This window comes from Lentzea sp. NPDC004789 (assembly GCF_053601075.1).
In genome coordinates this window covers 162,824-188,162 of sequence record NZ_JBSGBE010000011.1, presented here as the reverse complement: position 1 = coordinate 188,162, position 25,339 = coordinate 162,824, and the positions used below count along the sequence as shown (strand labels likewise).

Genomic DNA, 25,339 nt, shown 5'->3' with positions numbered 1-25,339 from the left:
GGCTAAGGCCGGCCTTGCCCTGACCTAAAGGCGCTGGCAGGTCGGGAGGACTCCGGGTCGGAGGCGCTCACGATCAGCTCGGCGCGCAGCAGTGCGACCAGGCCGCGCGGCGACGGGTTGTCCATCAGCACCACGGCCGACAGCTCGACACCGGTGAGCGCGACGACGGCGTTGCGCAGCTCCATCGCGGTGAACGACGTCATGCCGATGTCCAGGAACCCGGCGTCGACGTCGACGGCTTCGGCCGTGCCGAGTCCCAGCACCATCGCGGTGTGCGTGCGCACGAGGTCGAGCAGCACCTCCTCCGCGGCCGCGTCGCCGAGTTCGAGCAGCTGGGCGCGCAGCAGCGCGGGCTGCGGATCGGCGGCGTGCTCGTCCTCGCACACGGGTTCGGGCTGCCCGGCCCGCAGCCCGGCGATCTGCTCCCGACGCCAGGTCAGCAGCGCCGGCAGCACGGCCCGCAACGGGTCCAGCAGGTCCTCCGTCGCGCCGAGCACGGCCGCGAGCGCCACCGGGTCCGCCGCCTCCACCGCCGACCACAGCCTGGCGTCCACCCCGGTCGGCTCGCCGGTGTCGTGCAGCCAGAACCTGCCTCGGGAGAACGCGTACGGCGGCAGGTCGGTGCGGTTGGTGTGTCCGTTGAGGACGGTCGTCCAGCCGACGGCGGCTCCGCGCACGTGTGCCGCGGCGACCGCGCTCAGCACCGACGTCATCTCGCCGCGCCCGCCGGGCAGCGCGGGCACCAGCACGGCGGGGCCGTCGCCGAGGCAGTCACGGGCCATGCCGCACAGCACGGTGCCGGGGCCCAGTTCGACGAACGTGTCGACGCCGAGCTCGGCGAGCGCGCGCACGCCGTCGGCGAACCGCACCTCGCCGCGGACGTGCTCGGCCCAGTAGCCCGGTTCGTGCAACCGGTCGGCGACCGCGCCGGTCACGTTCGACATCACCGGGATCTCCGGCCGCGCGTAGTGCAGCCCGCTCGCGATCTCCAGGAACTCGTCGAGCACCGGGTCCATGTGGTGCGAGTGGAACGCGTGGCTCACCTTGAGCCGCTTGGTCTTCACGCCCTCCCGGCGCCAGTGCGCGGCGACCTCGGCCGCCGCCTCGGGATCACCGGAGATCACCGTGGCGGCCGGTCCGTTGACCGCGGCGATGCCGGTGCCGGGCACGAGCGAGGCGCGGACCGCCTCGTGGCCCGCGGCGATCGAGACCATCGCACCGCCCGGCCGTGCCGACTGCATGAGCCGTGCGCGTGCGGCGACGAGCGTGCACGCGTCCGGCAGCGACAGCACACCGGCGACGTGCGCGGCGGCCAGCTCGCCGACCGAGTGGCCGATCAGGTGGCCTGGGCGCAGGCCCCAGTGCTCGACCAGCCGGTACAGCGCGACCTCCACGGCGAACAGGGCCACCTGCGTGTACCGCGTCTGGTCGAGCAACGCGGCGTCGGGTGTGCGGGGCGACGCGAACAGCACGTCCAGCAACGGGCGTTCGAGGTGCGGGTCCACGTGGGCGCGCACGGCGTCCACGGCGGCGGTGAACACGGGTTCGGACTCGTAGAGCTCACGGCCCATGCCGAGGCGTTGCGTGCCCTGGCCGCTGAAGAGGAAGGCGGTGCCGCCGCGGGTGACCGCGCCGGTGACCACACCGGGCGCGGCCTCTCCACAGGCGAGTGCCCGCAGGCCGCGCAGCAGACCGTCGCGGTCCTCGCCGACGACGACCGCGCGGTGGTCGAACCGGGTGCGGGCGGCCAGCGTCGCGGCGACGTCGGCCGGAGCCGCGCCCGCGTGGTCGGCGAGGTGCCTGCTCAGCCGTTCCGCGTTGGCGCGCACCGCGTTCGGGGTGCGGCCGGAGATCACCCACGGCAGCACGCGGACGTCCGCCGGAGCCGTCGCCGAGTCCTCTGTGGACTGTTCGAGGATCACGTGCGCGTTCGTGCCGCTGATGCCGAACGACGAGACGCCCGCGCGGCGCGGTCCGTCCACCGTCCACGGCCGCGCCTCGGTGAGCAGCTCGACGCGGCCCGCCGACCAGTCGACGTGCGGGGACGCGATGTCCGCGTGCAGGGTGGCGGGCATGGTGCCGTTGCGCAGCGCCAGCACCATCTTGATGACCCCGGCGACCCCGGCGGCGGCCTGCGTGTGACCGAGGTTCGACTTGATCGAACCCAGCCACAGCGGCTCGTCGCGGTCCTGGCCGTAGGTCGCGAGCAGGGCCTGCGCCTCGATCGGGTCGCCGAGTGCCGTGCCGGTGCCGTGCGCCTCGACGACGTGCACGTCGCGGTGCGTCAGCCGGGCGTCGGCCAGTGCCGCGCGGATCACCCGTTCCTGCGCCGGGCCGTTCGGGGCGGTGAGGCCGTTCGACGCTCCGTCGGAGTTGACCGCGCTGCCGCGGACGAGCGCGAGCACCCGATGTCCGTTGCGGCGTGCGTCGGACAGCCGTTCCAGCAGCACCAGTCCGGCGCCCTCGCCGAACCCGGTGCCGTCGGCCGCCGCCGAGAACGGCTTGCTGCGACCGTCCGGGGCGAGGCCGCGCTGCCTGCTGAAGTCCGTGAACACCGCGGGCGTGGACAGCACGGTCGCGCCACCGGCGAGTGCCAGGTCGCACTCGCCGGTGCGCAGGGCCCGTGCGGCGAGGTGGATGGTGACCAGCGAGGACGAACACGCCGTGTCGACGGTGAGCGCGGGCCCCTCGAAACCGAACGTGTAGGCCACCCGTCCGGAGACGATGCTGGTCGCACTTCCACTGCCGAGGAAGGCCTCGTAGTCGGGAGGCGCCGAACGCAGCCGAGTCGCGTAGTCGCCGTACATCACCCCGGCGAACACCCCGGTCCTGCTGCCGCGCAGCGACTGCGGGTCGATGCCCGCGTGCTCCAGCGTCTCCCACGCCACCTCCAGCAGCAGCCGCTGCTGGGGGTCCATCGCGGTGGCCTCCCTCGGCCCGATGCCGAAGAACGCCGGGTCGAACCGGTCGGCGTCGTAGAGGAAACCTCCCTCGGTGGCGTAGCAGGTGCCGGGCTGGTCGGGATCGGGGTCGTAGAGCCCGGCGAGGTCCCAGCCGCGGTCGGTGGGGAACGCGCCGATGGCGTCGGTGCCGGTGGACACCAGGCGCCACAGGTCGTCCGGCGTGCGCACCCCGCCGGGGAACCGGCAGCCGAGCCCGACCACCGCGATCGGGTCGGGTTCGGCCGACTCCAGCTCGTGCAGCCGCCTGCGGGTCTGGTGCAGGTCCGCGGTGACCCGCTTCAGGTACTCGACGAGTTTGTCCTCGTTCGTCATGCGGGGCTCCCGAACTCCTGGTCGATCAGGTCGAGGATGTCGCTCGCGGACGCCGCGCCGAGCCGGTCGGCGAAGTCGTCGCCGCCTTCGGGTTCGGTGCCGAGACCGGCGAGCAGGCGGTGCAACCGCCGGGTGATCAACGCCCTGCCACCGTCCTGTTCGGACAGTTCGGCCAGACCCGCTTCGAACCGGTCCAGCTCGGCGAGCAGACCGGCCGCGTCCGGGCCCTGCCGCGGCGCCGGGGCGAGTGCGCCGGCGATCCGCGCGGCGACGGCCGCCGGGGTCGGGTGGTCGAACACCATCGTGGCGGGCAGGCGCAGGCCGGTGGCCGAGGTCAGCCGGTTGCGCAGCTCGACGGCCGTCAGCGAGTCGAAACCCAGTTCCTTGAACGGCCGGTCGGGCTCGATCGCCTCGTCGTCGCGGTGGCCGAGCACGGCCGCGACGGTGCCGCGCACCAGGGTGAGGACCGCGGCGTGGCGTTCCTCGTCGGACAGGCCCTCCGGCAGCAGCACGGCCGGCTCGGCCTTCGCGGGTGCCTTCACCAGCGCCGCGAACAGCGGGGTGAACGCCGCGCGCAGTGCGGCCGGGTCGAGCGCCGCGGCGATCGCGCCGACCGGGTTCTCGCGCAGTGCCCGGTCGAACAGCTCAAGGCCTTCCTCGTCGCTCATCGCGCGGGCTCCGGACAGTCGTGCCGCGTCGACGCCGTCGGTCATGCCCGACGTGCGGGCCCACAGGCCCCACGCCAGCGAGCTCGCGGGCAGACCGGCGGCGCGCCGGTGGGCCGCGAGGCCGTCGAGGAACGCGTTGGCCGCCGCGTACGCGCCCTGCCCGGCGTTGCCGAGCACTCCGGCCGCCGACGAGAACAGCACGAACGCCTTGAGGTTCTCGGTGAGCTCGTGCAGGTGCCACGCGCCGTCGGCCTTGGGCCTCAACGCGGTGCCGAGTTGCCGCGGGGTCAGTGCGGTGATCGTCGCGTCGTCGAGCGCACCCGCCAGGTGGATCACCGCGGTGAGGTCTCGTGCGCCCGCCACGAGCTCGCGCACGGCCTCCCGGTCCGACACGTCGCACGCCTCGGCCCGCACCCGCGCACCGAGCTCGGTCAGCGCGGCGGCCAGCTCGGTCGCGGGCGTGCGGCTGGCCAGCAGCAGCCGCCGGACGCCGTGCGCGGTCACGAGATGGCGGGCCACCAGCCCGGCGAGCGTGCCGGACGCGCCGGTGACCAGCACCGTGCCGTCCGGGTCGAAGTCGAACGGCACCGGCTCGGCCGTGTCGCGCACCAGCCTCGGCACGAGCACCCGGCCGCCGCGCACGGCCACCTGCGGTTCGCCCGCGGTCAGCGCGGCGGTCAACGACGTCGTGTCGTCGAGGTCGACGAGCACGATCCGGTCCGGGTGCTCGGACTGGGCGGTGCGCACCAGGCCGTGCACGGCGGCACCGGCGAGGTCGGGCACGGTGTCGGTGGCGACGGCGGCCACCGCGCCGCGGGTGACCACCGCGAGCCTCGTGTTCTCGTACCGCTCGTCGGTGAGCCACGCCTGCAGGGCGGCGAGCACCCGGCCGCACTCGCCGTGCACGTCCGGACCTGCCACCGTGAGCGCGAACCAGTCCGGCTCGTCCGATGTGGACAGTCCGAGGCCGAGCACGTCCTCGCCGAACGGGCTCACCTCGGCAGTGCCGGTGGCCGGGGCCGCCGGTTGCCAGCGGAGCGTGAACAGGCCGCGGTCGCCCGCCCGCAACGCCATCAGCGCCGAGGCGGGCATCGGCCGCACCGCGATCGAACCGACGGTCAGCACGGTCGCGCCGGACTCGTCGACCGCGTGGAGTGCGACGGCGTCGCCCTCCACCGGGGTCAGCCGCACCCGCAGGGACGTGGCCGCGGCGCGGTGCACCTGCACGTCACGCCACTCGAACGGCACCCGCACCGATGCCGAGGACTCCGCCGGCACCATGGCGTGCAGGCAGGCGTCCAGCAGCGCGGGGTGCACGCCGTAGCCGGGCTCGGCCGGCACCGACACCTCGGCGTGGAGGTCGGTGCCCGAGCGGGCCAGCGCGCGCAGGCCGCGGAACGCCGGTCCGTACTCGTAACCCAGCTCCCGCAAAGCCTCGTAGCGGCCGGTGAGGTCGACCGGTTCGGCGTCGGAGGGCCGGCTGAAGCCGGTCGGGACGGCGCCTGCGGTCGTGACCGCACCGGTCGCGTGACGGACCCACGTGTCACCGACCGTGTGCACCTCGACGGTCCGCCGGCCCGACTCGTCCGCGCCGACCGTGACCTGCACCCGCACCGGCGTCTCGGTCAGCACCAGCGGTGCCTCCAGCGTGAGCTCCGCGACCGCCGGACACCCGGTCTCCGCGCCCGCGTGCCTGACCAGTTCCACCAGTCCGGCGCCGGGCAGCAGCACGGCACCCGCCAGCGCGTGGTCCGCCAGCCAGGGGTGGGTCCTGGTCGACAGCACCGCGGTGAAGACCGCGCCGCCGTCGCCCGGCAGCGAGACGCTCGCGCCCAGCAGCGGGTGCGTCGACGGCGTCAGGCCCAGCCCGGCCGCCGACACCGGCACGGCGGCCGACTCCAGCCAGAACCGCGACCGCTGGAACGGGTAGGTCGGCAGGGCGATCAGGCGGCGCCGGCCGAGCAGGCCGTCCAGTTCCAGTGGCGCGCCGAGGGCGTGGGCCTGCGCGGCGGACAGCAGGAACCGGTCGAGGCCGCCGTCGTCGCGGCGCAGAGAGCCGACGGCACCGGCCGGGGCGCCCGCCGCCTCCAGGGTCTCGCCGACGCCGACGGCCAGCACCGGGTGGGGGCTGCACTCGACGAACACGCCGTTGCCCTGCCCGGCCAGCCGGGTGATCACCGGTTCCAGCCGCACGGGCTCGCGCAGGTTGCGGAACCAGTAGTCCGCGTCCAGCTCGGTGCCGTCCACGGGTTCGCCGGTCACCGTGGAGTGGAAGGTGATCGACGTCCGCCTCGGCGTGAGACCGGCCAGTGCGGCGAGCAGCTCGTCGCGGATGCCGTCGACGTGCGCGGAGTGCGAGGCGTAGTCGACCTGGATGCGGCGGGCGCGCACGTCGTCGTTCGCCGCGAGGAACTCGGTCAGCGCGTCCGCGTCGCCGGAGATCACGGTGGAGCTCGGGCCGTTGTGCGCGGCGACGACGAGCCTGCCCTGCCACGGCCGGAGCCGTTCGGCCACCTCGGCCGCGGGCAGCGGCACCGAACCCATGCCGCCCGCACCCGCCATCCGGCGCGCGATGATCTGGCTGCGCAACGCCACGATCCTGGCCGCGTCGTCCAGGGTCAGCGCGCCCGCGACGCAGGCCGCCGCGATCTCGCCCTGCGAGTGGCCGACGACGGCGCTCGGCTCGACGCCGAACGACCGCCACAACGCCGCCAGTGACACCATGACCGCGAACAACGCCGGTTGCACGACGTCGACGCGGTCCAGCGACTCGCCCCGCAGCGCCTCCGGCAATGACCAGTCCACATAGGACGACAGGGCGGCCGCGCACTCGCCGAGGCGTTCGGCGAACACGGGGGAGTGTTCGGCCAGCTCCACCGCCATGCCCGCCCACTGCGAACCCTGGCCGGGGAAGACGAACACGACCCCGCTGTCGTCACCGGCCCGGCCGCGCACCAGGTGCGCCGCCTGCCGGTCGGCGATCAGGGCGTCCAGGCCGGACAGCAGCTCCTCGCGCGACGCGGCGACCACGGCCGCCCTGTCCTCGAACGCCGAGCGGGTGGTGACGAGCGAGTGCGCCAGATCGGCCAGGTCCGTGCCCGCGGCGACCAGCTCCCGCACCCGTGCCGCCTGGTCGCGCAGCGCGCCGCCGCCGCGTCCGGACAGCACGACCGGCACCGGGCCGTCGTGCGGCCGGGGTTCGGTGGTGGCCGGTGCCGGGCCCTGCTCGACGATCACGTGGGCGTTGGTGCCGCTGATGCCGAACGACGAGACGCCCGCCCGGCGGGGGCGGTCGCGGTCCGGCCACGGCCTCGCCTCGGTGAGCAGGCTGACCGCGCCCGCCGACCAGTCGACGCCGGAGGTCGGATCGGTGACGTGCAACGTCCTGGGCAGCTCGCGGTGCCGCAGCGCCTGCACCATCTTGATCACCCCGGCGACGCCCGCGGCCGCGAGCGTGTGCCCGATGTTGGACTTGATCGAGCCCAGCCACAGCGGTTCCGCGCGGTCCTGGCCGTAGGTCGACAGCAGCGCCTGCGCCTCGATCGGGTCGCCGAGCGCGGTGCCGGTGCCGTGCGCCTCGACCACGTCGACGTCCGATGTGGACAGTCCGCCGTCGGCGAGCGCGGCGCGGATGACCCGTTGCTGCGAGGGACCGTTCGGCGCGGTCAGGCCGTTGGACGCGCCGTCCTGGTTGACCGCGGAACCGCGCAGCACGGCGAGCACCTCCCGGCCGTCGCGCACCGCGTCGGACAGGCGGGCCAGCAGCAGCATGCCGGCGCCCTCGCCCCAGCCGGTGCCGTCCGCGGTGGCGGAGAACGCCTTGCACCGCCCGTCCGGTGACAACGCGCGCTGCCGGGAGAACTCGACGAAGTTCGCCGGGCTGGCCATGATCGTCACGCCACCCGCGAGCGCGAGGTCGCACTCGCCGCGCCGCAGCGCCTGCGCCGCGAGGTGGATCGCCACCAGCGAGGACGAACAGGCGGTGTCGACGGTGATCGCGGGGCCGCGCAGGCCGAGCGTGTAGGACACGCGACCGGACGCCACGCTGGTGGTGTTGCCGGTGGAGAGGTAGCCCTCGACGTCGTCGGGCACTTTCGCGAGCCTGGACGCGTAGTCGCCCGCGATCACGCCCGCGAACACACCGGTCGCGGTGCCGGCGAGGCGGCGCGGGTCGATGCCGGCCCGTTCCACGGCCTCCCACGAGGTCTCCAGCAACAGCCGCTGCTGGGGGTCGAGCGCGGTCGCCTCACGCGGGTTGATGCCGAAGAACGCCGGGTCGAACGTGTCGGCGTCGTGCACGAAACCGCCCGTGCGGACGTACGACCTGCCGGGCGCGTCCGGGTCGTCGGCGAAGAGGTCTTCCACGTCCCAGTCGCGGTTGACCGGGAACTCGCCGATCGCGTCGGTGCCGTCGGTGACGAGCCGCCACAGGTCCTCCGGCGACGCGACGCCACCGGGATAGCGGCACGCCATGCCGACGATGACGACCGGGTCGTCCGAGGAAGCCGTTGTGGTGACCGCGGATCCGGTCTGCGCCGCCCCGCCGAGCTCGCCCTCCAGGTACCCGGCGAGGTCCTGGGGCGTCGGGTGATCGAAGATCAGCGAGGTGGACAGCCGCAGGCCGGTCGCGTCGTTCAGGCGGTTGCGCAGCTCGACGGCGGTGAGCGAGTCGAACCCGAGCGCGGTGAACGTCCTGGCCGGTGCGATCGCCTCGGCCCCCGAGTGGCCGAGCACCAGCGCGGCCTGCGCGCGGACCAGGTCGACGAGCGCGCGTTGGCGTTCGGCGCCGGAGAGCTGGTCCAGCGCGAGCGCGTCGCGGACCGCCGCCCGCCTGGCCGGTGCGGTGCGCAGGCCTCGCAGCAACGGGCGCTCGGCGGCGTCGCGGGCCGCCGGGTCGATCTTCACCGGCACCACGAGGGGGCTGCCGGAGTCGGCGGCGTCGAACAGCGCCAGGCCTTCCGCGTCGCTCAACGCCCGCACGGCACGGTGCTCCCAGCGCTGCCCGGCCGCCATGCCGGTGGCCCACGGGCCCCACGCGAGCGAGGTCGCGGCCAGGCCCAGCTCCGCGCGGTGCCGGGCGAGCGCGTCGAGGAACGAGTTGGCCGCCGCGTACGCCGCCTGACCGGCGTTGCCCGCGAGACCGGCGATCGACGAGAACAGCACGAACGACGGCACGTCACCGGCCAGCTCGTGCAGGTGCCACGCCGCGTCCACCTTGGGGCGCAACACGTCCGCCAGCCGCTGCGGGGTGAGCCCGGTGAGCGGCACGTCGTCCAGCACGCCCGCCGCGTGCACGACGGCGGCGAGCCGTTCGGGGGCGAGCACCTCGGCGAGGGCGGCGCGGTCCGCGACGTCGCAGGCCGTGACGCGGACCCGCGCGCCGAGGCCGGTGAGCTCCTCCACGAGGTCGTCGGCCCGGCCGCTCCTGCTCAGCAGCAGGAGGTCGCGCACACCGCGGTCGCGCACGAGGTGCCGCGCCACCCGCGCGCCCAGCGCCCCGGTGCCGCCGGTGATCAGCACGGTGCCGTCGCCGTGCCGCGGCACCGTCAGCACGATCTTGCCGATGTGCCTGGCCTGCCCGAGGAACCGGAACGCCTCCGGTGCCCGCCGCAGGTCCCACGTGGTGATCGGCAACGGCGTGAGCACCCCGCGTTCGAACAGCGTCACCAGCTCGCCGAGCATCTCCTGGATCCGCTGCGGACCGGCCTCCATGAGGTCGAACGCGCGATAGTCGACACCGGGGTGCTCGGCCGCGACCACGGCGGCCTCGCGGATGTCGGTCTTGCCCATCTCCAGGAACCGGCCACCGCGCGGCAGCAACCGCAGCGAGGCGTCCACGAACTCGCCCGCCAGCGCGTCGAGCACGACGTCGACGCCCTCGCCGCCGGTGGCGTCGAGGAACTGCCGTTCGAACTCCAGGGTGCGAGAGCCGGCGATCCGCGTGAGCCCGAGCCCGCGCAGCACGGACCACTTGCCGGGACTCGCCGTGCCGTACACCTCGGCCTTGAGGTGCCGTGCCAGCTGGACGGCCGCCATGCCGACACCACCGGCCGCGGCGTGCACGAGCACCGACTCGCCCGGCTGGACCCGGCCGAGGTCGACGAGGCTGTAGTAGGCGGTGAGGAACACGATCGGCACGGACGCCGCCTGCGTGAACGACCACCCGTGCGGCATCCGCGTGACCAGCGCGCGGTCCGTGACGGACGTCGGCCCCGCCCCGCCCGCGAGCAGGCCCATCACCTTCTCGCCCACCGCGAGGTCCGTGACGCCGGGTCCGATCTCGACGACGACACCGGCGCCCTCGCTGCCCATCACCGCGGCACCGGGGTAGACGCCCAGAGCGATGAGCACGTCGCGGAAGTTGAGGCCCGCGGCCCGCACCGCGATCCGCACCTGCCCCTCGCCGAGCGGCTGCTGCTCAGCGGGTGCGAGGGTCAACCCGTCGAGCGTGCCCGTGCCGGTGGCGTCGATCCGCCAGTTCGGCGCGTCCGGCGGGACGAGCACGTCCTGCCGGGCGCGGGCGAGCTGCGGCCGCAACGCCTCGCCCTTGCGCAGCACCAGCTCGGACTCACCGGTCGCGGCCGCGGAGGCGATCAGGTCGGCCGAGTCCTCGTGGTCGTCGGTGTCGATCAGCACGACACGGCCGGGGTGCTCGGACGCCGCGGTGCGGACCAGGCCGCGGACGGAGGCGGCGGCCAGGTCGGTGACGGTGTCGCCGGGCACGGCGGCCACCGCGGACCTGGTGAGGAAGACGGCTCGGCCCTCGCCCGCGAGGTGGTCCTGGAGCAGGCGCAGGGTGGTGGCGGCGAGGCGGTGGGTGGCGTCGACGACGGAGCCGGAGTCGCCGCGCAGCTCGATCACGACCGGCGTTGGCGCGTCCGGCTCGGCGAGCGCGACCGGCACCCACTCCAGCTCGTACGGCCGCTCCCCGCGCCGCGTCCTGATCGCGTCGGCGCGGATCGTCCGCAGCGTCAGCGACTCGATCGACGCCACCGGGGCGCCCGTGTCGTCCGCGGCGAGCAACGACACCGTGTCGGGACCGGTGGTGGTGAGCCTGACCCGCAGGCGGGTCGCGCCGGTCGCGTGCAGGGTGCTGCCCTCCCACGAGAACGGCAGCCGTACCACGCCTTCCGGTGCGTCCACAGTGGACAAGGCCAGGGTGTGCAGCGCCGCGTCCAGCAGGGCCGGGTGGATGCCGTGCGCCTCGCGGTGGTGCTCGGCGGGCAGCTCGACCTCGGCGTGCACGGTGGTGCCGTCCCGCCATGCCGCCGTCAGGCCGCGGAACGCCGGGCCGTAGTGGTAGCCGAGTGCGGCCAGCGAGTCGTAGAAGCCTTCCAGGGCAACGGGTTCGCCCTCGGGTGGCCAGGTGAGGTGATCGGCGGCGCGCGGGGTGGTCTCCAGCGTGCCGGTGGCGTGCCTCGTCCAGTCCTCGCCGTCGAGGCGGGCGTGGACGGAGAACTCGCGGGTGCCGTTGTCGTCGGGCGCGCCGACGCCGACCTGGAGCCGGACCGTGCCGGTCGCGGGCACCACGAGCGGTTGCTCGACGGTGAGTTCGCCGACGGTCGCGCAGCCGGCGGCGTCGCCCGCGGTGATCGCGAGGTCGAGCAGTGCCGTGCCGGGCAGCAGGACGGTGCCGCCGATGGTGTGGCCCGCGAGCCACGGGTGGGTGGCGAGCGACAGGCCGCCGGTCAGCAGCAGCGTGTCGGTGTCGGCCGGCCGCACCACCGCGGTGAGCAGCGGGTGGTCGTGGCCGGTCAGGCCCAGGCTCGCGGGGTCGCCGCCGGCCGGCCGGCGCAGCCAGTACCGCTCGCGCTGGAACGGGTACGTGGGCAGGTCGACCGGCTGGGTCTCAGTGAGCCGCCAGTCGACCGCGACGCCGCGCACGTGCAGCCGGGCCAGCGCGGTGGCGAACGTGAGGTGCTCGGGTTGCCTGCGCCGCAACGAGGGGATGCCGCCGGTGGTGATACCGCTCAGCGTCGAGTCCGGCCCGATCTCCAGTGCGGTGGTGACGCCGAGCGAGGTCAACGTGGTGACGCCGTCGAGGTAGCGGACGGCTGAGCGGGCTTGTCGTGCCCAGTAGCCGGGGGTGTAGCTGTCGATCACGGTTCCGGTGAGGTTGGAGATGATCGGGATCTGGGGTGGGTGGTGGGTCAGGGTTTCCGCGACGGCAGTCAGCTCGGCGAGCATGGGGTCGAGGTGTGCGGAGTGGAAGGCGTGGCTGACCTGCAGTCGTGTTGCCTTGCGTCCGTTGGCGTTCTTGGCGACGGCGAGGACGGCGTCTTCGTCACCGGAGACGACGGTGTTGTCCGCGGAGTTGAGTCCGGCGATGTCCGCGCCAGGTACGAGCCATTCGAGCACTTCGGATTCGCCTGCCTGCAAGGCGATCATCGCGCCGCCAGCAGGTAGTGCCTGCATGAGGCGGGCGCGGGTGCAGACGAGCAGGGCGGCGTCGGCGAGGGAGAGAACGCCTGCCACGTGGGCGGCGGTGAGTTCACCGATGGAGTGGCCGATGAGGTAGTCGGGCTGGACGCCGTGGTGGGCGAGGAGGCGGTAGAGCGCGGTTTCCAACGCGAACAACGCGGGCTGCGTGCAGGCGGTCTGGTTCAGCAGGTTCTCGTCGTCGAACACCACGGTCTTCAACGGCTGGTCGAGGTGCTTGTCCAGTTCGGCGCAGACCTCGTCGAACGCCGCCGCGAACACCGGCTGCGAGGCGTAGAGCTCACGTCCCATGCCGACCCGCTGGCTGCCCTGACCGGAGAACAGGAACGCCAGCCCGCCCGGGGTCACCGCGCCGGTCACGACGCGCGCGGACGGGACGCCGGCGGCGAGGTCGGTGAGGCCCCGCACGAGTTCCTCGCGGGTCTCGCCGAGCACCACCGCGCGCTGGTCGAGCGCGGCCCGCGTGGTCGCCAGCGACCAGGCCACCGCAGCGGCCTCACCTTCCACTTCGGACAGACGGGAGGCGAGCACGCCCAGCGCCTGTTCGGTCGCCGCCGAGAGCACCCACGGCACGATCCCGGTCGCACCCGGCGCGGTGACCGGCTCCGGCGCGGGTGCCTGTTCGAGGATCACGTGGGCGTTCGTGCCGCTCACGCCGAACGACGACACCCCGGCCCGGCGCGGCCGTTCGCCGGCCGGCCACGGTTCGGCGGACGCCGAGAGCGTCACCGCGCCCGCCGACCAGTCCACCTCCGGCGTCGGCTCGTCGACGTGCAGCGACACCGGGAAGGTGCCGTGCCGCATCGCCTGCACCATCTTGATCACCCCGGCGACGCCCGCCGCGGCCTGGGTGTGGCCGATGTTGGACTTGATCGAGCTCAGCCGCAGCGGTTCGGTGCGGCCCTGGCCGTAGGTGGCGAGCAGGGCCTGCGCCTCGATCGGGTCGCCCAGCGTCGTGCCGGTGCCGTGCGCCTCGACCGCGTCGACGTCCGAAGTGGACAGCCGGGCGTCCGCGAGGGCCGCGCGGATCACGCGTTCCTGCGACGGGCCGTTCGGGGCGGTGAGCCCGTTCGACGCGCCGTCCTGGTTGACCGCGGAGCCGCGGATGACCGCGAGCACCCGGTGGCCGTGGCGTTCGGCGTCGGACAGCCGTTCGAGCACGAGCACACCGACGCCCTCGGCGAAACCGGTGCCGTCCGCGCCGGCGGCCATCGAGCGGCACCGGCCGTCCGGAGACAGGCCCTGCTGGCGGGAGAACTCGATGAACAGGCTCGGGCTCGCCATCACCGTGGCGCCACCGGCGAGCGCGAACTCGCTCTCCCCGCGCCGCAACGACTGCACGGCCAGATGGATCGCGACGAGCGACGACGAGCACGCCGTGTCCACGGTGATCGCCGGGCCTTCCAGGCCGAACGTGTAGGCCAGGCGCCCGGAGGCGACGCTCGTCGTGCTGCCGGTGAGCAGAAAGCCCTCCAGCTCCTGCGGTGTCTCGCCGGGACGGGTCGCGTACTCCTGCGCGATCACGCCGACGAACACGCCACCCGCGCGGCCGCGCACCGACGACGGGTCGATGCGCGCGTCCTCCAGCGCCTCCCACGCCGTTTCCAGCAGCAGCCGCTGCTGCGGTTCGGCCGCTTCCGCCTCGCGCGGGCTGATGCCGAAGAACTCCGCGTCGAACAGGGCCGCGTCGTGCAGGAAGCCGCCGCGCGTGACGTAGGTGGTGCCGGGCTCGCCCGTGCCGGTGAGCCGGTCGAGGTCCCAGCCGCGGTCGGACGGGAACTCGGTGATCGCGTCCCGGCCGTCGCGGACGAGCTCCCACAACGCGTCCGGGCCGTGCGCGTCGCCGGGGAAGCGGCTGCCGATCCCGATGATCGCGATCGGCTCGTGCGCGGCGGCGTCGGCGTCGTGCAGCTCCCGGCGGGTCCGCTGCAGGTCGGTGGTGACCCGCTTGAGGTAGTCGCGCAGCTTCTCTTCGGTGGACATCCCCGGTCCGCCCCCTCGTTGCCCAGGCCCGGTCATGCCGTGCCGAGTTCGCTGTCGATGAAGTCGAAGATCTCGTCGTCGGACGCCGCCGTGAGATCGCGTTCCTCCGGTGCGGCGGCGGTGGTCGTGGTGATCACCCGCAGCAGGTCCTGCAGGCGCACGGCCAGCAGGTCGCGTTCGGCCTCGCCGAGCTGCTCGACCACGAGCCGGTCCAGGTCGGCCACCACCGTCGCGACCGTCGCCTCCTGGGCCGGCACGAGCAGGTCGTGCAGGAACGAGGCCAGCGCCGCGGGCGTCGGGTGGTCGAACACCGCCGTCGCGGGCAGCCGCAGCTCGACCGCGTTGCCGAGCCGGTTGCGCAGCTCCACCGCGGTGAGCGAGTCGAACCCGAGCTCCTTGAACGCCCGCTCGGCGGTGATCGCCAGCGCGGAACCGTGGCCGAGCACGACCGCTGCCGACTCGCGCACCAGGTCCAGCAAAGCCTTGCGGCGCTGCGGTTCCGGCAGTCCGGCGAGCCGTTCCGCCTGGGACACCGCGGTACCGGACTCGGCGACGCGCCGGCGTGCGGGAGCACCGGAGTCCAGTGCCGCCAGCACTTCCGGGACCGGCTGCCCGCTCGCCCGCAGCCGCCGCACGTCGACGGGCGCCGCCACCACGAGCGCGCGGTGCAGGCCGAGAGCGGCGTCGAACAACGCGAGACCCCGCTCGTCGGTGAGCACGCCCATGCCCATCCGGTCGAGCCTGCCCCGGTCGTTCTCGGTGAGGTGCTCGGTCATCGAGCTGGTGCTCTGCCAGAGCCCCCACGCGATCGACGTGCCCGGCAAGCCCTGTTCGCGGCGGTGCGCGGCGAGCCCGTCGAGGAACGCGTTCGCCGCCGCGTACGCACCCTGACCCGCGTTGCCGAGCACCCCGGCGAGCGAGGAGAACAGCACGAACGACGACAGGTCGAGGTCCTCGGTGAGCTCGTGCAGGTGCTGCGCCGAGATCGCCTTGGCCCGCACCACGTTGCGCACCTGCTCCGGCGTCAGGGCGGTCAGCACCGCGTCGTCGAGCACGCCCGCCGCGTGCACCACGCCGGTGAGCCGGTGCGCCGACCGGACCACCTGCTCCAGCGCGTCGCGGTCCGCCGCGTCGCACGCCACCACGTCCACCTCGGCACCTTCGGCCCGCAGCTGCGCGGCCAGCTCGGCCGCGCCATCGGCCGCGAGGCCGCTCCGGCTCGTCAGCACGAGCCTGCGCACGCCGTGGCCGGTCACCAGGTGCCGGGCGACCAGCGCGCCGAGCACACCGGTGCCGCCCACCACCAGGACGGTGCCGTCTGGATCCGGCGGCGCGGGCACGGTGAGCACGACCTTGCCGACGTGCCGGGCCTGGCTGAGGTGGCGGAACGCCTCGGGGGCGCGGTGGATGCCGAACGCGGTGACCGGCATCGGGGTCAGCACGCCCTGGTCGAACAGCCCGCGGATCTCCTCCAGCATCTCGCCGATCCGCTCCGGCCCCGCGTCGAGCACGTCGAACGCCTGGTACCGCACGCCTTCGTGCGCCGCCGCGATGGCGCGCGGGTCGCGGATGTCGGTCTTGCCCATCTCCAGGAACCGGCCGCCGCGCGGCAGCAGTGCGAGCGACTCCTCGACGTGGTCGTTGGCCAGGGAGTTGAGCACGACGTCGACACCGCGGCCACCGGTCACCTCACCGAAGCGGCCCGCGTACCCGAGCGTGCGCGAGTCGGCGATGTGGTCGTCGTCGAAACCGTTGGCGCGCAACACGTCGTGCTTGCCCACGCTCGCGGTGCCGAACACCTCGGCACCCCAGTGCCTGGCGAGCTGGGTCGCGGCGAAACCGACGCCTCCGGTGGCGGCGTGCACCAGCAGCGCCTCGCCCGCGCTGAGGCCCGCGAGGTCGGCGAGACCGTAGAACGCGGTCAGGTACACGACCGGGACGCCGGCGGCCTGGGTGAACGTCAGGTCCTTCGGCATCGTGGCGAGCAGGCGGTGGTCGGTGATCGCGACCGGGCCGACGCCGCTGGAGAACAGGCCCATGACGCGGTCGCCCGCGGCGAGCCCGGTGACACCGGGACCGGTCTCCAGCACGACGCCGGAGCCCTCGCCGACCGGCGGGCGTTCGTCGTCGGGCACCATGCCCAGCGCCAGCAGCACGTCCCGGAAGTTCAGGCCACCGGCCCGCACGGCGACCCGCACCTCTCCTTCGGTGAGCGGCCGCAGCACGTCGGGACACGCCGTCAGGGACAGGCTGTCGAGCTCGCCGCGGATGGTGAGCGACAGCCGCCACGGCCCGTCGTCCGGTGCGGTGAGCGCCGGTGCCGGGCGGACGAGCCTCGGCACGGCGGCGACTCCGGCCCGCAACACCAGTTCCGGGTGTGCCGAGGCCAGTGCGGCGGGCAGCAGGCCGCGGCTGCCGGGGTGGTCGTCGGTGTCCACGTGCCGCAGCAGGCCGGGGTGCTCGGTGCGGGCGGTGCGCAGCAGCCCGGTGACCGCGCGGTGCGCCGCCAGATCCGCGCGGGTGAGCACGACGAACGGCGTCTCGCCGGCCGACCGCCGCCTGATCACGTCGAGCGTCTGGAGCAGGACGTCGTCGAGGTCGCCGTCCGGGCACTCCCAGACCTCCGCCGGTTCGCCGCCGTCGGCGAGCTCGACCGGGGCCAGGTCGAGGCCGAACAACGCCGAGGTGTCCGCGCGCGGCGCACCGAGTGCGGACGTGTCGACGGGACGGACCGCGAGCTCGTCGACCGACACGACCGGACGGCCCGTCTCGTCGGTGACGAGCACGGCGATCGCGTCGGTGCCGGCGGGAGAGAGCCGGACCCTGACCGACCTGGCTCCGGTCGCGTGCAGGTGCACGCCGGTCCAGCTGAAGGGCAGCCGCACGCCGTCGTCGTCGGTGCGAACGGCCGCGTGCAGTGCCGCGTCGAGCAGCGCGGGGTGCACGCCGAAGCCGGTGACGTCGGTGTCGTCCGGCAGCGCGACCGACGCGTAGAGGACGTCGCCGTCGCGCCACACCGCCCGCACACCCCGGAACACCGGGCCGTACCCGTGACCGCGTTCGGCCAGGGTGTCGTAGAAGTCGTCGACCGGCAGCGCGACCGCGCCCGGTGGAGGCCACTCGGCCAGCTCGTCCGTCACCGGCTCGTCGGCGGTGAGCACACCCGAGGCGTGCTTGGTCCACGTGTCGGTGCCGCTCGGGCTCGAGTGGATGCCGACCTCGCCCGTCTCGCTGATCAGCACCTGCAGGTCGAGGTCGCCGTCCAGCACGAGCGGCGCCTGCAGGGTGAGCTCGGCGAGGTGCCCGCGGCCGGTCCGGTCGCCGGCGTGCAGCGCCAGCTCCACCAGTGCCGCGCCCGGCACCAGCACCGTGTCACCGACGGCGTGCTCGGTGAGCCACGGCTGGGCCGAGCGGGACAACCGGCCGGTGAGCACGGCCGTGCCCGCGTCGGCGGTGCGCAGCGCGGCACCGAGCAGCGGATGCCCCGCCTCGCGCAGGCCGAGGGCCGCGGTGTCGCCGGCGGCCGCGGGGGCGTCGAGCCAGTAGCGCTGTCGCTGGAACGGGTAGGTCGGCAGCTCCGCAAACGTTCGCGGTACCCGCCAGTCGACCTCGACGCCCTGCACGTGCGCCTTCGCGAGCGAGGCGCGGAACCGCGCGGGCGCGCCCTCGTCGCGGCGCAGCGACTCCAGCACCACCGCGTCGGTCACGTCGGCTTCCTCGATCGTGTCACCGATCGCCGTCGTGAGCACCGGGTGGGCGCTCACCTCGACGAACACCCGGTGTCCCCGGTCGAGCAGCGCGCGGACGCCGCCCGCGAACCCGACGGTGTTGCGCAGGTTGCGGAACCAGTAGGCCGCGTCGAACGTCGGCTCTGGCTCCGCGGTGGAGTGGAAGGTGATCGACGGCTGGCGGGGCGTGAGGTGTCCCAGCAGCTCCAGCAGCGGCTCGTGCAGCTCGTCCACCTGCCGGGAGTGCGACGCGTAGTCCACCGGGATGACCCGCGCCCGCACGCCGTCGGCCTCGCAGTCGACGACGAACCGCGCGAGCGCCTCGACCGTGCCGGACACGACGGTGCTCTGCGGCCCGTTCGCCGCGGCGATCTCCACCTCACCGCCGAAGCGGGCGATGCGGCGTTCCACCTCGGCGGAAGGCAGCTGTGCCGACACCATGCCGCCGGTGCCGGCGAGGCGGGTGATGGCTTTGCTGCGGAGTGCGACGACGGTTGCGGAGTCCTCCAGGGACAGTGCGCCGGCGATGTGGGCGGCGGCGATTTCGCCTTGGGAGTGGCCGATGACGGCGTCGGGTTGAACTCCGTGGTGTTGCCAGAGGGTGGCGAGGGAGATCATGACGGCCCAGAGGGCGGGTTGGACGATGTCGACTCGGTCGAGTGGTCCGGCGAGTTCGGTGAGCAGGTCCCAGTCGGTGTGGGGTTGGAGGGCTTGGGCGCAGGCGTCGAGCTGGGTGCGGAAGACCTCGGAGTCGCGGTACAGGTCGAGCCCCATCCCCGGCCATTGGGAACCCTGGCCGGGGAACACGAACACCGTCTTGCCTCGCGGGGCGGCGATGCCCTGCACGACGTCGGGAGAGGGCCTTCCCTCGGCGAGCGCCAGCAGGCCTGCCGCCGGGTCGTCGGCGATGACGGCCGCGCGATGGGGGAGCAGGGGCGCGCTGGTGGCCAGGGCCGCGACGGGCGACGCGTCCCGCAGCCGGCTCGCGCGGGCGGCCAGTGCGGCCTGCGACCGGGCGGAGAGCAGCAGCGGCACCTCGGCCGCCACCGGGGTGTGCTGCTGGGCCGGTGCCTCGCCCCCGTTGGCGGCCAGGGCCGCTTCCGGCTGAGCCGACAGCGGCGTGACGGCCGGCGTGGCGGGAGATTCCGCCGGTGCTTCCTCGATGATGACATGGGCGTTGGTGCCGCTGATGCCGAATGAGGAGATGCCGGCGCGGCGCGGTTTGTCGGAGGGCCAGGGTTGTGGTTCGGTCAGCACCTCGACCGCGCCGCTGGTCCAGTCGACGTGCGGGCTGAGCTCGGTGGCGTGCAATGTCTTGGGCAGTTCGCCGTGGCGCATGGCCTGCACCATCTTGATCACACCCGCGACGCCGGCGGCGGCCTGCGTGTGGCCGATGTTCGACTTGATGGAACCGAGTTTCAGCGGCGTGGCGCGGTTTTGTCCGTAGGTGGCGAGCAGTGCGTTGGCTTCGATGGGGTCGCCGAGGGTGGTTCCGGTGCCGTGCGCTTCGACGGCGTCGATGTCCTGTGTGGACAGTCCGGCGTTGGTGAGGGCGGCGCGGATGACGCGTTCCTGGGACGGTCCGTTGGGTGCGGTGAGGCCGTTGGAGGCGCCGTCCTGGTTGACGGCGGAGCCGCGCAGGACGGCGAGGACCGGGTTGCGGTCCCGTTGGGCGTCGGAGAGTCGTTGCAGCAGGAGGATGCCTGCTCCTTCGGACCAGCCGGTGCCGTTGGCGTTGGCGGAGAAGGCTTTGCAGCGGCCGTCGGGGGAGAGGCCGCGTTGGCGGGAGAACTCGATGAAGGTGTTGGGGGTGGACATGACGGTGACGCCGCCGGCGAGGGCGAGGGTGCATTCGCCGTTGCGGAGTGCTTGGGCGGCGAGGTGGATGGCGACGAGTGAGGAGGAGCAGGCGGTGTCGAGGGTGACCGCGGGGCCTTCGAGGCCGTAGGTGTAGGCGATGCGGCCGGACACGACGCTGGCGATGGTGCCGGTGAGCAGGTGACCCTCGTAGCCGTCGGGGACGGTGCTCAGGCGTGAGCCGTAGTCGTTGTACATGACGCCGGTGAACACGCCGGTGTCGGTGCCGCGCAAGGATTGCGGGTCGATCCCGGCCCGTTCGACCGCCTCCCACGAGACTTCCAGCAGCAACCGTTGCTGCGGGTCGGTCGCGGTGGCCTCACGTGGGCTCAGGCCGAAGAACTCGGCGTCGAAGTCGGCCGCGTCGTGCAGGAAGCCGCCGGTCGTCGCGTACGACTTGCCGATCGCGTCCGGGTCCGGGTCGAACAGGGTGCCGAGATCCCAGCCGCGGTTGTCCGGGAACGGCCCGATCGCGTCACGGCCTTGCGCGAGAAGCTCCCACAGCTCTTCGGGAGACGTCACGCCGCCGGGGTAGCGGCACGCCATGCCGATGATCGCGATCGGCTCGTCGCTCGCCACCGTCCTCGTGGTGGTGACGGTCTTTTCCGCCGGAGTCAGCCGGGAGCGGACGAAGGCGGCGAGCGCCGCCGGGTTCGGGTGGTCGAACACCAGCGTCGTGGGGAGGCTCACCCCGGTCGCGGCCGCCAGCCGGTTGCGCAGCTCCACCGCCGTCAGCGAGTCGAACCCGAGCTCGCTGAACGGCCGGTCCGGTGCGATGGTGGCGGGTGTGCCGTGCCCGAGCACGGCCGCGATCTCCGCCCGCACGAGTTCGTCCACATCGGACTCGCTCGCGCGCTTGACCGGCTGCCGCACCAGCGCCCGGAACAACGGCGGCACCTCCGCGGCCCCGCGGACCCCGGCGAGGTCGAGCTTCGCCGGCACGAGCACCGCTTCGTCCGCGGTGACGGCCAGGTCGAACAACGCCAGCCCTTCGGCGGCGGACATCGGTGCGATGCCGGACCGCGCGACGCGCTCGCGGTCGGCCGCGGACAGCGCACCCGCCATGCCGTCCTCCGCCCACAGACCCCACACCAGCGAGGTGGCGGGCAGCCCGCGGGCGTGCCGGCGCGCGGCGAGCGCGTCGAGGTAGGTGTTGCCGGCGGCGTAGTTGGCCTGACCCGCGTTGCCGACCGTGCCCGCGACGCTGGAGAACAGCACGAAGTGGGTCAGCGGTTGGCCCGCGGTGAGCTCGTGCAGGTGCCAAGCCGCGTCCGCCTTGGGCCGCAACACCGTCGTCAGCCGGTCCGGCGTGAGGGCGGGGAGGACGCCGTCGTCCAGCACGCCCGCCGCGTGGACGACGGCGGTGATCGGCCGGTCCGCCGACGCGAGCACCTCGGCCAGCCGGTCGCGGTCGGCCACGTCGCACGCGACCACCCGTGCGTGCTCGCCCAGTTCGGCCAGGAACTCCGCGGGTGCCTCGCCGGAGCGGCTCAGCAGCAGGAGGTGCCGCACGCCGTGGTGCGTGACGAGGTGCTTCGCGACGAGCCTGCCGAGGGTGCCGGTGGCACCGGTGAGCACGACGGTGCCGTCGGTGTCGAAGCCGGCTCCGGTGGCGGGCGTGGCGCGCACCAGGCGGGGCGCGAGCAACTCGCCGTTCCGCACCGCCACCTCGGGCTCGGCACAGCTCAGCGCCGCGTCCAGTCCCGCGAGATCGTCCACGTCGACCAGCTGGAACCGGCCGGGGTGCTCGGCGATGGCGGCGCGGACCAGTCCGGTGACGGCGCTCTGCGCGAGCGCCTCGACCGCCTCGCCCGGCACCGCGGCCACGGCGCGCCGGGTGACCACGGCCAGCCTGCCGTCCGGGCGCCGCAGGGAGCGCTGGAGTTCGGCGAGGACGTACGCGGTCACGCCGTGCACGTCGTCGCGGTCCGCCACGAGCGGTTCGTGGCGGTCCAGCACGAGCAGTTCGGGACGCTCCGCCGTGCCACCGGACACCGGGACCCACTGCACGCGGTAGAGCGGCGCGGCGGGGGTCTGGGCGGCCCGCACCTCCAGTCGCGAGATCGTGGCCACCGGAGCACCGGAGTGGTCGGCGAGCGCGATGGAGAAGGCGTTGTCGTCGAGCTTCGCGACGCGGACCCGTGCGGCCGTGGCGCCGGGCGCGTGGACGACGACGCCGCTGAACGCGAACGGGAGGCGCGGTGTTGTCCCGTTCGCGTCCAGCAGCAACGGGTGCAGCGCGGCGTCGAGGAGAGCCGGATGCACCCCGTACCGGGAGGCCTCGGCGTGTGCCTCGGCGGGCAGCGCGACCTCGGCGAACACGTCGGTCGCCCGCCACGCCGCGGTGAGGCCCTGGAACAGCGGGCCGTACTCGTAGCCGAGATCGGCGAGCCGCGGGTAGAAGTCGTCGAGGTCGACGGGGTCCGCGTCGGCCGGCCAGGTGAGTGCGGGTGCCGCGGGTGCGGTGGCGGCGAGCCTGCCGGAGGCGTGCCGGATCCATTCGGTGTCGTGCCGCGCGTAGATCGCGAGGTCAGTGCCGTCGACGGTGATCCGCAGCGGCACGTCACCGGACAACGGCGTGTGCAGCGTCAGTTCGTCCACGCCCGCGTGGCCGAGCGCCTCGGCGGCGCGCAGGGCGATCTCCAGGAACGCCGTGCCGGGCAGCAGGGGCGTGCCGCCGATCACGTGGTCCGCGGTCCACGCCGGGACGGTTCCGGTGAACTGCACGGTGTCGTGGTCCGGCTGGGTGATCATCGCGGTCAGCAGCGGGTGGTGTTCCGGCGTGAGGCCGAGGCTCGCGGCATCGGCGTCGCGGGGTGCGTCGAGCCAGTACCGCTCGCGCTGGAACGGGTAGGTCGGCAGGTCGACGACCGGCGCCGGCGGCAGGTAGGCGCGCCAGTCGACGCCGACTCCGCGCACGTGCAGCCTGGCCAGTGCCGTCGCGTACGTGAGCTGCTCGTTGTGGTTGCGGCGCAGCGAGGGCGTCGCGTCGGGGGTGATGGCGCTGAGCGTGGCGTCGGGGCCGATTTCCAACGCCGTTGTGACGCCGAGCGAGGTCAACGTGGTGACGCCGTCGAGGTAGCGGACGGCTGAGCGGGCCTGTCGTGCCCAGTAGTCGGGGGTGTAGCTGTCGATCACGGCTCCGGTGAGGTTGGAGATGATCGGAATCTGGGGTGGGTTGTGGGTCAGCGTTTCCGCGACGGCAGTCAGCTCGGCGAGCATGGGGTCGAGGTGCGCCGAGTGGAACGCGTGGCTGACCTGGAGCCGGGTTGCCTTGCGTCCGTTGGCGTTCTTGGCGACGGTGAGAACGGCGTGTTCGTCGCCGGAGATGACGGTGTTGTCGGGGGAGTTGAGTCCGGCGATGTCGGCGCCGGGCACGAGCCAGTCGAGTACCTCGGTTTCGCCTGCCTGCAGGGCGATCATCGCGCCGCCGGTGGGGAGTGCTTGCATGAGGCGGGCGCGGGTGCAGACGAGCAGGGCGGCGTCGGCCAGCGAGAGAACGCCCGCCACGTGGGCGGCGGTGAGTTCGCCGATGGAGTGGCCGATCAGGACGTCGGGCTGGACGCCGTGGTGGGCGAGGAGGCGGTAGAGCGCGGTTTCCAACGCGAACAACGCGGGTTGGGTGTAGGCGGTCTGGTGGATCAGGTCGGTGTCGATCACGTCGGCCAACGGTCGGGCGAGGTGCCGGTCCAGTTCGGCGCAGACCTCGTCGAACGCCGCCGCGAACACCGGCTGCGAGGCGTAGAGCTCCCGGCCCATGCCCACCCGCTGGCTGCCCTGACCGGAGAACAGGAACGCCAGCCCGCCCGGCACCACCGAACCCGTCACCACGTCGTCGAGCACGACCGCGCGGTGGTCGAACGTCGACCGCGTCGTCGCGAGCGACCACGCCACCGCAGCCCGATTCTCCAGAGTGGACAGACGGGCCACCTGCTCGGCCAGTGCGGCCGACGAACGGGCGGACAGCAGGAGCGGCAGCGGCCCGGTGTGCGAGACGGGCTCGGGCGCGGGCACTTCGGGCGCCTGTTCGAGGATGATGTGCGCGTTGGTGCCGCTCACACCGAACGACGAGATACCCGCGCGGCGCGGTCCTTCGGGCCACGGCTGGGCGGAGGTGAGCAGGGCGACTTCGCCCGCGTCCCAGTCGATGTGCGGGCTGGGTTCGTCGGCGTGCAGGGTCGCGGGCAGGACGCCGTGCCGCATCGACTGCACCATCTTGATCACGCCGGCCACGCCCGCCGCGGCCTGGGTGTGGCCGATGTTCGACTTCAGCGAACCCAGCCACAGCGGGGTGGCGCGGTCCTGGCCGTAGGTCGCGAGCAGTGCGTGGGCCTCGATCGGGTCGCCCAGCGTCGTGCCGGTGCCGTGCGCCTCGACCACTGCGACGTCCGAAGTGGACAGTGAAGCGTCCGCGAGGGCCGCGCGGATCACGCGTTCCTGCGACGGGCCGTTCGGAGCGGTCAGCTGGCTGCTGGCGCCGTCCTGGTTCACCGCGGAGCCGCGCACGACGGCGAGCACGCGATGACCGTTGCGCTGGGCGTCGGACAGGCGTTCCAGCAGGAGCAGGCCCGCGCCCTCGGCCCAGCCGGTGCCGTCCGCGGCGGCGGAGAACGCCTTGCACCTGCCGTCGGGAGCGAGGCCGCGCTGGCGGGAGAACTCGATGAACGTGCCCGGCGTCGCCATCACGGTCACGCCACCGGCCAGCGCCAGCTCGCAGTCACCTCGCCGCAGCGCCTGCGCGGCGAGGTGCAGCGCCACCAGCGAGGACGAGCACGCCGTGTCGACGGTGACCGCCGGGCCCTCGAAACCGAACGTGTAGGCCACCCGGCCCGATGCCACGCTGCCGGTGCTGCCCATCAGCAGGTAGCCCTCGAAGCCGTCCGGAGCGTGCGGCATCCGCGAGCCGTAGTCGTCGTACATCACCCCGGCGAACACCCCGGTCCGGCTGCCGCGCAACGACAACGGGTCGATCCCCGCCCGTTCGACCGCCTCCCAGGCCGTCTCCAGCAGCAGGCGTTGCTGCGGGTCGACGGTCAGCGCCTCGCGCGGGCTGATCCCGAAGAACTCGGCGTCGAACGCGTCGGCGTCGTGGAGGAACCCGCCCTCGCGGGTGTAGGAGGTGCCCTGGTGGTCGGGGTCGGGGTGGTAGAGCGCGTCGAGGTCCCAGCCCCTGGTGGTGGGGAACGGGCCGACCGCGTCCCGCCGGTCGGCGACCAGGTCCCACAGCTCGTCGGGTGACGCGACGCCGCCGGGCAGCCGGCACGCCATGCCGACGATCGCGATCGGTTCGCGTTCGCGCTCCTCCAGGTCGCGCACGCGCCTGCGGCTCTCCCGCAGGTCGGCCGTCGCCCGCTTCAGGTAGTCGCGGAGTTTGTCCTCGTTGTTCATG

3 protein-coding genes are annotated in these 25,339 nt (G+C 73.8%); all 3 read right to left on the bottom strand.

Going from position 1 to position 25,339, the window contains the following annotated elements; translation table 11 throughout:
* Positions 1 to 2 precede the first annotated feature (2 nt).
* Genes ACWEIJ_RS25090 through ACWEIJ_RS25080 form a run of 3 tightly spaced genes read right to left on the bottom strand, consistent with a single transcriptional unit; the run spans position 3 to position 25,338 of the window.
* Positions 3 to 3,275, bottom strand: coding sequence for a type I polyketide synthase (locus ACWEIJ_RS25090; protein WP_449839667.1), 3,273 nt, complete (start codon positions 3,273 to 3,275; stop codon positions 3 to 5).
* A complete protein-coding gene (locus ACWEIJ_RS25085; protein ID WP_449839778.1) occupies positions 3,272 to 14,347 on the bottom strand; it encodes an SDR family NAD(P)-dependent oxidoreductase in 11,076 nt (3,691 codons plus the stop codon). The genes ACWEIJ_RS25090 and ACWEIJ_RS25085 overlap by 4 nt, the downstream gene beginning before the upstream one ends.
* Before the next feature lie 50 nt (positions 14,348 to 14,397).
* The gene (locus ACWEIJ_RS25080) at positions 14,398 to 25,338 is read right to left on the bottom strand and encodes an SDR family NAD(P)-dependent oxidoreductase (protein ID WP_449839666.1); all 10,941 of its coding nucleotides are present in this window, start codon (positions 25,336 to 25,338) and stop codon (positions 14,398 to 14,400) included.
* Position 25,339: the final 1 nt, after the last annotated feature.